We start from the raw sequence: 11962 nt of genomic DNA, 5'->3' as shown, positions 1-11962 counted from the left end.
CGAATGGGAGTCGACATGGCCAAGTACGACATCTCCAAGCTGCACCCGGTGTTCGTCCGCCAGATGGAAGCCCTGGCCGCCCTGGACATCGACGCGGTGATGAAGAACTACACCGACGACGCGGTGCTGTTGCGCTTCGAGGGCGTCTCGGTCGGCATCGAGGCCGTTCGTGAGACGTTCACCGGCTATCTCACCGTGAAGCCCACCCTGGTCGAACTCCAGGAGTACATCGAGACCGACGACACCATCTTCTACCGCGCGATCATGAACTTGAACGGCGAACCGGAGCACGCGTTCGGGACACTTGTCGTCCGCGATGGCCGAATCTGGCGGCAGACGGCCGGGTTCGGCGGCTGATCGCCGAAATCTGGGTAGCGTGTGCGGGGAGGGCGGGGACGTCCGCCCTCCCCGTATACGTGGCAGGCCGTAGATATATGCAAGAAGCGGTGAAGGGGAGGCCATGGAAAGCGAAACCGGGCGGGTCGAGGCATTCAGTGATGGCGTATTCGCCATCATCATCACCATTCTCGTCCTGGAATTGAAGGTTCCGGAGGGAACGGGATCGGAGTTCTGGCACGGCGTCCGGGAGCAGTGGCCGCATTATGCCGCCTATGTCGTGAGTTTCCTCATCATCGGTGTGATGTGGGTGAACCACCACACCATCTTCAGTCACATCAAGCGGGTCGACCGACCCCTGTTGTTCCTGAATCTCCTGGTACTGATGGTGGTGTCGGTGATCCCGTACACCACCAACGTCCTCGCCGAGCACCTCATGCTGGAAGGCGGCTCCGCCAACGCCGCCGCGGTTCTCTACAGTGCCGTCACCGTGGCCTACGCCTTGGCGTTCCTGGCCTTCTGGTGGTACGTCACCCGCCTAGGCCACCTCTTCCACGAAGAGGTGGACAAGGAGGGGGCCCGCGCCACGCGGGTGCGCTTCGGCCTCGGCGCCATCGCCTACCCCCTCACCGTCGGCCTGGCCTTCTACTCCGCGACACTGACGCTTGTCGCACACTTCCTGATCGCGCTCTACTATGCGGCGAACCAGATCCCCATCCCCCTCGTGATAGAGGAAGAGCGGCTCGATTCTGCCAGCGACCTCAGGAAGTAGCCGCCGGGGCCTACGGCCGTTCTCCACGGTCAAGTAGGGTATTGGATCTAGCTGGTCGCGGGGGAGGCACCAGATGGCTCGCGTAGTCCTTCCGGAGGATTCCACGAAGGAAATCTCCGAATTGATCGATGTCATGATCTCTCTTCTTTTTGAGTCCTTACCCCGGCGGGACCAGCGAAACTGGGCCCGCGTTTATCTGAACGGCCTGGTACGAACAAGCGGGAAGAAAACAATCCGCAACATCGCCGGAACAGGGGCCAGTTCCGTCGAGCAGAGCCTCCAGCAGTTCATCAGCAAGTCCCCCTGGGACTGGACCCCGGTCCGCCGCTCCCTCGCCCAGCACCTCGAACGCACCGCCCAGCGCCCCCTGGCCTGGGTGCTCCAGCCCATGGTCATAGAGAAGGCCGGCGACCGCTCGGTCGGCGTCGGCCGGCAGTTCGTCCCCCAGCTCGGCCGCACCGCCAACTGTCAGCAGGCCAGCGGCATCTGGCTCGCCTCCAGCGAGGCCAGCTTCCCGGTCGAATGGACCCTCACCCTCCCCGGGCCCTGGACCAGCGAACTCCTGCGCCGCCGCCGCGCCGGCATCCCCGACACCGCCCGCTCCCTCACCCCCGCCCAGGACGCCGTACACGCCGTCCAGCGGATGGCCGCCACCTGGCAACTCCAGCGCCGGCCGGTGGTGATGGAGGTCGCCAACTGCGATCTGCCGCAGAGCATCGAATCCTTCGCCCTCCAGGACATCCCCTTCGTCTTCAAGGTCGACGGCTCGCTGCCCGTCTCCTTCGGCGGCGCCGGCCGGCACAAACCCGGGCCGCACACCGCGCCCGCCCGCGAACTCATCGACTCCCTGCGCTCCCAGCGCCGCGTCGTCGAATGGACCCGTCACGGCCGGGCCGAGGGCGCGGTGACCCTGCTGACCTCGGCCTCCATCCTCGCCACCCCCTGCGAGGACCGGCCCCTGCCCGCACCGACCACCCCGCTGCTGCTCGTCGGCGCCTGGACCGAAGCCGCCCTGCTGCCCTCCGAGTTCTGGATCACCAACATCGGCGACCGGCCCCTCGCCCAGCTCTTCCTGCTCGCCAAACTCACCGACCGCGTCTCCCTCGACTTCACCGAGACCTGCGAACCCGTCGGCATCCGCGACTTCGAGGGCCGCTCCTTCCGCGGCTGGCACCACCACGCCACCCTCGCCAGCGTCGCCCACGCCGCGAAACTCCTCGGCGCGCGCGGCCGGACCCCCGAGGGCTACGCCGCGCCCACCCGCTCCGCCGCCGGCCGGCCGGCCGCCCCCGGCAGATCCGCGGCCCGGCCCCCGACCCCGGCCGCCCTGCCGCCCCGGCCCCTCATCCCCGGACAGGCCACGCGCCGCGAGTACATCCGCTGATGCTCGACATCACCGACGGGCTCCGCGCCTGGTGCGCCGCGCAGCGGGACTTCGCCCTCGCCACCGTCGTCGCCGTCAGCGGCAGCGCCCCGCGCGGCCCCGGAGCCTCCCTCGCCGTCGACGACCGGGGCACCGCACTCGGCTCCCTGTCCGGGGGCTGCGTCGAGTCCGCCGTGCACGAGCTGTGCCTCGACGCGATCGCCTCCGGCAAGGGCGGCGTGCACCGCTTCGGCTACAGCGACGAGGACGCCTTCGCCGTCGGCCTGACCTGCGGGGGAGTCCTCGACGTCCTGGTCACCCCGGTCCGCCGGCACGACCCCGTACGCCCCGTCATCGGCTCCGTGCTCGACGCCGCCGCCGGCGGGAGACGGGTCGCGCTGGCCCGGGTGGTCTCCGGCCCGGAGCCCCAGCTCGGCCGCGCCCTCGCCGTCCACGCCGACGGAGCCCACGAGGGCGGCCTCGGCGGCGGGGCCGCCCTCGACCGGGCCGCCGCCGCGCAGGCCCGCGCCCTGCTGCTGGCGGGCCGCACCGGCACCGCCGAGCTCGGCACCGCGGGCGGACTGTGCGGGGAGCCGCTGACCCTGCTCGTCGAATCGGCCGCCGAGCCGCCCCGCCTGATCGTCTACGGGGCCATCGACTTCGCCGCCGCCCTCACCCGGATCGGCGCCTTCCTGGGACACCGGGTCACCGTGTGCGACGCCCGGCCCGTCTTCGCGACCCCGGCCCGCTTCCCCGACGCCCACGAGGTGGTCGTCGACTGGCCGCACCGCCACCTCGCCGCGGAATGGGACGCCGGCCGCCTGGACGCCCGTACGGCCGTCTGCGTCCTCACCCACGACGCCAAATTCGACGTGCCGCTCCTGGAACTCGCCCTCCGGCTGCCGCTCGCCTACGTCGGAGCCATGGGATCGCGCCGCACCCACGCCGAGCGGGACCGGCGCCTGCGGGACGAAGGCGTCCCGCAGGCGGCGCTGGACCGGCTGCGCTCCCCGATCGGCCTCGACCTCGGCGGCGGAACCCCCGAAGAGACCGCCCTGGCCATCGCCGCCGAACTCACGGCCGTCCGGTACGGCGGATCGGTCCTCCCCCTCACCGGTACCCGGGGCCCCGTCCACCGCACCAGGACCAAGGTCCCGTAGGAACAGACCACGGGGCCCGGTATGTCCTGGACGATCAGCCGGGGCGTGGTGAACGCCGGGACGTGGGAGAATGAAGTACGTGCGTTTCCTCGGCTTGCCCTGACGGGTAGGGCCGGCCCCTCCGATCGACTGGGATGTTCAGCACGTGCGTTTCCTCAATGACCTGAAGCCGCCGTACGACCTCACGTACGACGATGTGTTCATGGTGCCGAGCCGCTCCGCGGTGGGTTCCCGCCAGGGCGTCGACCTCTCCTCGCCCGACGGCACCGGCACCACCATTCCGCTGGTCGTGGCGAACATGACCGCCATCGCGGGCCGCCGGATGGCCGAGACCGTCGCCCGCCGCGGCGGCATCGTGGTCATCCCCCAGGACATCCCGATCGAGGTCGTCACCGACGTCATCTCCTGGGTGAAGACCCGCCACCTCGTGCTCGACACCCCGATCACGCTGGCGCCCACCCAGACCGTCGCCGACGCGCTGTCCCTGCTGCCCAAGCGCGCCCACGGCGCCGGTGTCGTCGTCGACGCCGACAACCGCCCGATCGGAGTGGTCACCGACCACGACCTGACCGGCGTGGACCGCTTCACCCAGCTCTCCGAGGTCATGTCGAAGGAGCTGCTGCTCATCGACGCCGACATCGACCCCCGCGAGGCCTTCAACCAGCTCGACGCCGGCCACCGCAAGCTGGCCCCCGCCGTCGACAAGGACGGCAGGCTGGTCGGCATCCTGACCCGCAAGGGCGCGCTGCGCGCGACCCTGTACACCCCGGCCACCGACGCCAACGGCAAGCTGCGCATCGCGGCCGCCGTCGGCATCAACGGCGACTTCGTGCAGAAGGCCAAGCAGCTGCTCGACGCGGGCGTGGACACGCTCGTCATCGACACGGCGCACGGCCACCAGGAGTCGATGATCAACGCGATCAAGGCCGTCCGCGCGCTGGACCCGCAGGTCCCGATCGTCGCGGGCAACATCGTCGCCGCCGAGGGCGTGCGCGACCTGATCGAGGCCGGCGCGGACATCATCAAGGTCGGTGTGGGCCCCGGCGCCATGTGCACCACCCGCATGATGACCGGTGTGGGCCGGCCGCAGTTCTCCGCGGTGCTGGAGTGCGCGGCGGAGGCGAAGAAGTACGGCAAGCACGTGTGGGCCGACGGTGGTGTCCGTCACCCGCGTGACGTGGCGATGGCGCTGGCCGCCGGTGCGTCGAACGTGATGATCGGCTCCTGGTTCGCCGGGACGTACGAGTCCCCGGGCGACCTCCAGCAGTCCGCCGACGGGCGGTTCTACAAGGAGTCCTTCGGCATGGCCTCGGCGCGCGCGGTGCAGAACCGCACGTCGGAGGAGTCCGCGTACGACCGGGCCCGCAAGGGTCTGTTCGAGGAGGGCATCTCCACCTCGCGCATGTTCCTGGACCCGGCCCGTCCGGGCGTCGAGGACCTGATCGACTCGATCATCGCGGGTGTCCGGTCCTCTTGCACCTACGCCGGTGCGGGCTCCCTCGCGGAGTTCGAGGAGAAGGCGGTCGTGGGCGTCCAGTCCGCGGCCGGCTACGCCGAAGGCAAGCCGCTGCACGCCAGCTGGAGCTAGCACTTTCCCCGTGGCCCCGGCCCCGCCCCTCCCCGGGCGGCGCCGGGGCCACGGCCGTACCCGGTCCCGGGCGGTCCGCTCTGCCGCTGCGCGGGGCGTTCCCCTACCCGCCCTTTCGCCGTTTCCCGGGGGCTCCGCCCCCGTGCCCCCGCGCCTCAAACGCCGGCGAGGCTGGATATCTAGCCCTCCGGTGTTTGAGGAGCGGGGTCTGGGGCGGAGCCCCAGGGAACGATGGAAGGGCGGGTAGGGGACGGCTCCGCGCAGCGGCCGTGTGGACCGGTCGCGGTGACCGTTCGGCGTGCGGGGGACCGTTCGGCGCAGCCGACGGGGGGATCGGCCATGCGGCGGATAACTCCGCGGGGCCGTCGCGGGACGCTCGGGGTATCCGACCTGGAAGGGGTACCCCGTGGCCAGAACCGACGCGCACGCCCTCGCCCGGCTGCACAGCGAGCACGGGAAGGCACTCTACGGATTTCTCCTCGGCCTGACCTTCGGGGACCGGCACCGGGCCGAGGACCTGCTGCAGGAGACCCTCTTCCGGGCCTGGACGCACCCCGAGGCGCTGGAGAGCGGGCACGCCTCCATGCGGCCCTGGCTGTACACGGTGGCCCGGCGCCTCGCCATCGACGCCCGGCGGGCCCGCATGGTGCGGCCCGCCGAGGTGGGGCCGGACGCCCTGGAGCACTCCCCGGCCGCCGACGACCGCACCGAGCAGGCCGTCGTCGTCCTCGACGTCCGCCACGCCCTGCGACGGCTCAGCCCGGAGCACCGCGCGGTGCTCCACCAGATCTACTTCCGCGGGGCCTCCGTCGGCGAGGCCGCCGAGGCGCTCGGGGTGCCCGCGGGGACCGTGAAGTCGCGCACCCATTACGCGCTGAGGGCGCTGCGCGCGGCCATGCCCGGCTACGGCCCGGCAGACCGAGCGGCCGCCTGAGCGGCCACCGCCGCCCGGGAGCGGACCTGGAGTTTCGCCAGGATGTGCGAGACATGCGTCTGCACGGTACGGCGGGATAGGAACAGGGCGTTCGCGATCTCCGGGTTCGAGCGGCCCTGCGCGACGAGGAGGGCCACCTTCAGCTCGGCCGGGGTCAGCGCCTCCCAGCCGTTCGCCGGCCGGCGCCGCGCCGACCGGCTGCCCCGGCGCACCCCCAGGCTCCGCAGCCGCGCGTCGGCCCGCGCGATGTCCCACCGCGCGCCCGGCTCCTCGTACGCCGCCACCGCGCGCGTCAGCGCCGACCGGGCGCCGGCGAGGTCCCCGTGCCAGGCCCGCGCCACCGCCAGGTCCTCCAGGGTGTGGCCCAGCACCAGCGGCCACCTGCCGCGCTCACCGCGGGCCACCGCCTCCTCCAGCAGCCCCGGATCCTGCGCGAACAGCCCCCGGCAGCGCAGCAGGGCCAGCGCGGGCCCCGGATACTCCGGCAGCGCCGCCGCCGCGCGCCCGCACGCCGCCACCGCCGCCCGCGCCGTGGCCGCCTCCCCGCTCTCCAACGCGAGCCGGACGATCTCCGACAGCACCCAGGGGCGCTCGTACGCCGCCTCCTCCTCCGCCCCGTCCGCCAGCTCCGGCAGCAGCGCCCGCAACGCGTCCCCCGGTCGCCCGTCCCGCTCCGCCAGCAGGGCCCGCGCCAGCAGCACGTGGGAGGCGTACCGGCGCGCCGCGGGCGTGGCGAAGGCACCGGCCGGCAGCGCCGCGAGCTCGGCCCGCGCCGCCTCCCGCTCGTCGCGGTGGCCCAGCACCAGCGCCCGCAGCCCGTGCACCACCACCGGCAGCCACCCGTCGGACACCGGCAGCGCGCACGCCCGTGACACCCCTTCGAGCGTCTCGTCCCAGTCGCCGAGCCGGTAATGGAACTCGGCGAGCCGGGCCTCGGTCACCACCAGCCGCCCCGTCGAACGGGTCGCGACGGCCAGCTCCCGCGCCTCCCGCAGGGCCCGGGCCACGACCGGCTGCTCGTCGAAGCGCATGTGGCCCTCCGCCTGGTTCGCCAACAGCAGCAGCCGCATGTCGTTGGCGGCCGGGCTGCGCCGCGCGTACGCGATGCCCTCCGCGACGTGCCGCAGCGAATCCCGCCCCCGGCCCAGGTGGAACAGCGCGAAGGACAGCGCGTGATGGGCCTCCGACCCGCACAGCGGATCCCCCAGACTCCGGGCCTGCTCCACCAGCGGCCCGGCCAGCGCGAGCGCCTCGGCCGCCCGGTGCAGATCGGCCAGCGCCAGCACCCGGCAGGCATCCAGCCGCAGCCGCCACTGCGCAGACGGGAACTGCTCCGCCAGCGCCCGCTCGGTGACCGTCAGCGCGCCCGCCATGTCCCCCTGGATCATCAGCGCGGACAAGCTTGAACTCCACCGCCGCCCGCCGGTCGGGATCCGTCGTCCTGGCCCGCAGCGTGCGCAGCAGCGCCACCGACTCCGGGCGGCGCAGCATCAGCGCCGCGTCCGCCAGCTGCTCCTCCAAGGCGTCCACGGTCACCCGCTCCCGCGCACCCCCCTGCGCGATGGCCCGCTCCAGCAGCTCGGCCGCCGGCCCCGGAGCCCCCGCGGTCAGCGCAGGCGCCGAAGCGGCCAGCCAGCGCACCGCCCACGGACTCAGCCGCCCGCCGCGCACCAGCTGCCCGGCGATCCGCGCCGGATCCACCCCGGCCTCCGCGAAGGCCCGCGCGGCGTCCTGGTGCAGGGCCGTGCGCAGCGGGCCGGGGGTCTGCTCGTACAGTGCCCGCCGCAGCGCCGGATGGCGGAAGCGCAGCCGGTCCCCGGTGTCCTCCAGCAACCCCGCCAGCAGCGGCTCCTCCAGGTCCGCGAGCAACTCCCGTGTGGGCCGCGCCCGTACGAGGGCCAGCTCGCGCGCGCCGAAGGCCCGGCCCAGCAGCGCCGCATGCCGCAGGAGGGTGCGCGCCGGCCCGGAGAGGCAGTCCAGCCCCCGGGTCGCGGCGTCCGGTGGCGGCGGCAACTCCTCCTCCGCGACGGACAGTTCCGCGGTGCCGCCCTCGATCCGGATCAGCCCCGACCAGTGCGCCAGCAGCTCCCGCAGCAGCCGCGGATTGCCGCCCGCCTGCTCCGCCGCCTCCCGCAGCCGGGGCCCGGGCGGCGCCCCCAGCACGCCGCGGACCAGCTCGGCCGACTCCGCCCCGGACAGCGGCTCCAGCCGCACCGTGCGCCCGCCCGGCGCCCCGCACGGCCCCTCCGCGTCCGCCGGGCGGGGCAGCGGCCGCCGGGTCGCCGCCAGCAGCAGCGGCCGCCGGCCCTCGGCCGCCGCCGCGGCCAGGCGCCGCCACAGCATCAGGCTCGCCGGGTCCGCCCACTGCGCGTCGTCCAGCACCAGCAGCAGCGGCCGCCGGTCACACCACTCCTCGACGGCGGCCGCCAGCAGGTCCATGGCCGCCAGCAGCGCCCCGCCGGGCGCCGCCGCCCCCTCGGCCTCCCGCAGCAGCGCGACCACCGCCGCCCGGGCGGGGCCCGCCGGATGCACGCAGTCCAAGGCGGCACGCAGCGGCAGGTCCGCGGCGAGCGCGTCGGCCGCCCCGTACCGGACCCGGCAGCCGAGCGCCGCCGCCTGCGCCAGGGCCTCCCGTACGAACGCGGTCCGGCCCGCACCCGCCTCGCCCTCCACGGTCAGGCAGCCTCCGCGGCCCTCCGCACCCCCGCGCACCCATTCCCGTAACCCGTCACGAAGCTGTTCCCGCCCGACCCGCACGCCGGCGATCCTTCCGGTCACATCGCGCCGCTGGTCAGCATGCCACGCCCCCGGGCCGATCAGTACCGGTGCGGCGGCTGTCCGGGTGGTGAACTGTGCACGCCCGCACGGTACTTCGGGATCCGCACGGTCACCTTCATGCCCGCGCCCACCCCCGTCTCGATCACCGGCCCGTACGCGTCCCCGTACACCTGCCGGATCCGCTCGTCGACATTGGGCAGTCCGATGCCCGAGGAGGAACCCCCGCCCTCCCCGGCCAGGATCCGGCGCAGCAGGGCCGGATCCATCCCGACCCCGTTGTCCTCCACGGTGATCACCGCCTCCGAACCGGCGTCCCGCGCGGTGATGGTGATCCGGCACTCCTCGGTGGAGTCCTCCAGCCCGTGCTTGACGGCGTTCTCCACCAGAGGCTGCAGGCACAGGAACGGCAGCGCCACGGGCAGCACCTCCGGCGCCACCTGCAAGGTGACCTTCAGCCGGTCCCCGAACCGGGCGCCGGCCAGCGCCAGATACTGCTCGATGGACCGCAACTCCTCGGCGAGCGTGGTGAATTCACCGTGCCGCCGGAAGGAGTACCGGGTGAAGTCGGCGAACTCCAGCAGCAGGTCCCGGGCCCGCTCCGGGTCCGTCCGCACGAACGAGGCGATCGCCGCCAGGGAGTTGAAGATGAAGTGCGGTGAGATCTGCGCCCGCAGCGCCTTGATCTCGGCCTCCATCAGCCGGGTCCGCGAGCGGTCCAGCTCGGACAGCTCCAGCTGTACGGACACCCACCGCGCGACCTCCGTCGCGGCCCGCACCAGCACCGCCGACTCCCGCGACCCGTACGCCACCAGCGCGCCCAGCATCCCGTCCTCGCCGGTCAGCGGGGCCACCACCGCCCACTTGAGCGGACACTCCGGCCGCTGGCACTCGGTCCGCACGCTCTGGCTGCGCCCCGACTCCAGCATCACCGCCACCCGGGCCATCGCCCGCCGCTGGTGGTGATCGGCGCCCGGGCCGTCCCAGGCCAGCACCGACTCCCGGTCGGTCAGGCACAGCGCCTCGGTGCCCAGCAGCGACCGCAGCCGCTTGGCCGCCTTGCGCGCCGCGTCCTCCGTCAGCCCCGCGCGCAGCGGGGGAGCGGCCAGCGAAGCCGTGTGCAGGGTGTGGAACGTCGCCCGCTCCACCGGGGTCCCCAGAGCCGGCCCGGCCGCCCGCTCGCCGCGCCGGGCGTGCCACCGGCCCGCCGCCCACCCCGCGCCGAGCAGCGGGACGGCGCCCGCGACCGCGAGCAGTGCGATCACCGCCCCGGTCACCGGCCGCCCCCCACCCGGTCCCCGGCCACGTTCTCCGGCAGGTGCAGCCGGGCCAGGGTGGCCGCCGTCCCGGCCGGGATCCGCGTCCGGGTGCCCAGCGACACCAGCACCATCGTCAGGAACCCCAGCGGCACCGACCACGCCGCCGGCCACGCCAGCAGCGTGTGCACCCACCCCGCCGGAGCCAGCCCGGCCCGCGTCGTCAGCACCGCGCTCAGCGCCGCCCCGCCGCCCGTCACCAGCCCGGCCACCGCACCCGGCGGGGTCAGCCCGCGCCACCAGATGCCCAGCACCAGCAGCGGGCAGAACGAGGACGCCGACACCGCGAACGCCAGCCCCACCGCGTCCGCCACCGGCACGTCACGGGCCGCCACACTCCCGGCGAGCGGCACCGCCACCGCCACGAGCACCGCGAAGCGGAAGCTGCGCACCCCGCGCGTCGGCAGCAGGTCCTGGTGCAGCACCCCGGCCACCGCCATGGTCAGCCCCGAAGCCGTCGACAGGAACGCCGCGAAGGCACCCCCGGCCAGCAGCGCCCCCAGCAGCTCCCCGAGCAGCCCGCCCAGCATCCGCTCCGGCAGCACCAGCACCGCGGCGTCCGCGTCGCCGGTCAGCGCCAGCTCCGGGGCGTAGATCCGGCCCAGCGCCCCGTACACCGGTGGCAGCAGGTAGAAGACCCCGACCAGCCCGAGCACGACCAGCGTGGTGCGGCGCGCCGCCCGCCCGTTGGGGCTGGTGTAGAAGCGCACGGCGACGTGCGGCAGGCCCATGGTGCCGAGGAAGGTGGCCAGGATCAGCCCGTACGTCGCGTACAGCCGGTACTCGGGCCGGTCCCCGGACAGCGGCTCCGACCAGCTGGACGCACTGAGGCCGGCCTCCGCCCGGGTCTCCGGGACCACGGAGCCCGGGGTGAACTCCAGCCGCGCGTGGGCCCGTACGGAATGCTGCCCGGCGGAGAGCGTCAGCGGGGCCGCCTCGTGGGTCCGCCCGTCCACCTGCCCTGTCACCGTCAGCGTCAGCGGGGCGTCCACCGACATCCGGACGTCCTCGGCCAGCGTCACGGCCGTGTGCTCGCGGAAGACGGCCGGGGCGTCGAAGGTGGCCCGCGGCGCGCCGTCCCCGGTCCAGGCGGCGACGAGGAAGAAGGCGGGGACGAGGAGGGCGGTCAGCTTGAGCCAGTACTGGAAGGCCTGCACGAAGGTGATGCTGCGCATCCCGCCGGCGGCGACGGCCGCGCCCACCACGGACGCGACGACCACCCCGCCCACCCAGTGCGGGGCCCCGGTCAGGATCTCCAGCGTCAGCCCCGCGCCCTGCAACTGCGGCAGCAGGTACAGCCAGCCCACCCCGATCACGAACAGCACCGCGATCCGGCGCACCGCCTGGGACTCCAGGCGCGCCTCGGCGAAGTCGGGCAGGGTGTACGCCCCGGAGCGGCGCAGCGGCGCCGCGACGAGCACGAGCAGCACGAGGTACCCGGCGGTGTAGCCGACCGGATACCAGAGCATCTCGGGCCCCTGCAGCAGCACCAGCCCGGCCACGCCGAGGAAGGACGCGGCGGAGAGGTACTCCCCGCTGATGGCGGCCGCGTTGAGGCGGGGGCCGACGGTGCGGGAGGCGACGTAGAAGTCGGAGGTGGTGCGGGATATGCGCAGGCCCAGCGCTCCGACGAGGACGGTGGCCAGCACTACGACGCCGACAGCGGTCAGCGCGTACGTCTGGTTCAACGGGGGTCCTTCGGACGGGGGCGGGTTACG

At 73.8% G+C, this 11962-nt stretch carries 9 protein-coding genes and 1 pseudogene; 6 read left to right on the top strand and 4 right to left on the bottom strand.

Annotation, left to right across the window (positions count from 1 at the left end):
- The first annotated feature begins 15 nt into the window (after positions 1-15).
- The 6 genes from ACGFYU_RS19625 (at position 16) to ACGFYU_RS19600 (ending at position 6153) form a co-directional block, all read left to right on the top strand.
- Complete coding sequence (locus ACGFYU_RS19625) at positions 16-357, top strand: nuclear transport factor 2 family protein (RefSeq protein WP_393828552.1); 342 nt, start codon at positions 16-18, stop codon at positions 355-357.
- 103 nt (positions 358-460) lie between these two features.
- Positions 461-1108, top strand: a complete 648-nt coding sequence (locus ACGFYU_RS19620; protein ID WP_393828551.1) for a TMEM175 family protein — start codon at positions 461-463, stop codon at positions 1106-1108.
- 133 nt (positions 1109-1241) lie between these two features.
- Positions 1242-2492 carry an IS701 family transposase gene (locus ACGFYU_RS19615; protein ID WP_393828550.1) on the top strand — a complete coding sequence of 417 codons (1251 nt, stop codon included), beginning with the start codon at positions 1242-1244 and terminating at the stop codon, positions 2490-2492.
- Complete coding sequence (locus tag ACGFYU_RS19610) at positions 2492-3631, top strand: XdhC family protein (protein ID WP_393828549.1); 1140 nt, start codon at positions 2492-2494, stop codon at positions 3629-3631. Before ACGFYU_RS19615 ends, ACGFYU_RS19610 begins: the two co-directional genes overlap by 1 nt.
- A 145-nt stretch (positions 3632-3776) precedes the next feature.
- Complete coding sequence (locus ACGFYU_RS19605) at positions 3777-5219, top strand: GuaB1 family IMP dehydrogenase-related protein (RefSeq protein WP_393828548.1); 1443 nt, start codon at positions 3777-3779, stop codon at positions 5217-5219.
- Positions 5220-5625: 406 nt separating this feature from the next.
- A complete protein-coding gene (locus ACGFYU_RS19600) occupies positions 5626-6153 on the top strand; it encodes a sigma-70 family RNA polymerase sigma factor (protein WP_393828547.1) in 528 nt (175 codons plus the stop codon).
- Here ACGFYU_RS19600 and ACGFYU_RS19595 read toward each other — a convergent pair.
- The 4 genes and pseudogenes from ACGFYU_RS19595 to ACGFYU_RS19580 form a co-directional block, all read right to left on the bottom strand.
- Positions 6123-7553: a LuxR C-terminal-related transcriptional regulator gene (locus tag ACGFYU_RS19595; protein WP_393828546.1), complete on the bottom strand. Its 1431-nt coding sequence runs from the start codon at positions 7551-7553 to the stop codon at positions 6123-6125. The genes ACGFYU_RS19600 and ACGFYU_RS19595 overlap by 31 nt on opposite strands.
- A gap of 949 nt (positions 7554-8502) precedes the next feature.
- A pseudogene (locus tag ACGFYU_RS19590) lies at positions 8503-8865 on the bottom strand (ATP-binding protein); the annotation flags it as partial.
- Between the two features lie 104 nt (positions 8866-8969).
- A complete protein-coding gene (locus tag ACGFYU_RS19585; protein WP_393828545.1) occupies positions 8970-10205 on the bottom strand; it encodes a histidine kinase in 1236 nt (411 codons plus the stop codon).
- Positions 10202-11932 carry a cation acetate symporter gene (locus ACGFYU_RS19580; protein WP_393828544.1) on the bottom strand — a complete coding sequence of 577 codons (1731 nt, stop codon included), beginning with the start codon at positions 11930-11932 and terminating at the stop codon, positions 10202-10204. Before ACGFYU_RS19580 ends, ACGFYU_RS19585 begins: the two co-directional genes overlap by 4 nt.
- Positions 11933-11962: the final 30 nt, after the last annotated feature.

Origin of the sequence: Streptomyces sp. NPDC048337, assembly GCF_043201175.1 — a bacterium.
Classification (GTDB): Bacteria; Actinomycetota; Actinomycetes; order Streptomycetales; family Streptomycetaceae; genus Streptomyces.
The sequence above is the reverse complement of the archived record's forward strand: the minus strand, read 5'-3'. Positions and strand labels throughout refer to the sequence as shown.

Coding starts and splice junctions, on each gene's coding strand:
- ACGFYU_RS19625 (WP_393828552.1), top strand. CDS start 16: ATGGCCAAGTACGACATCTCCAAGCTGCACCCGGTGTTCGTCCGCCAG.
- ACGFYU_RS19610 (WP_393828549.1), top strand. CDS start 2,492: ATGCTCGACATCACCGACGGGCTCCGCGCCTGGTGCGCCGCGCAGCGG.
- ACGFYU_RS19620 (WP_393828551.1), top strand. CDS start 461: ATGGAAAGCGAAACCGGGCGGGTCGAGGCATTCAGTGATGGCGTATTC.
- ACGFYU_RS19615 (WP_393828550.1), top strand. CDS start 1,242: ATGATCTCTCTTCTTTTTGAGTCCTTACCCCGGCGGGACCAGCGAAAC.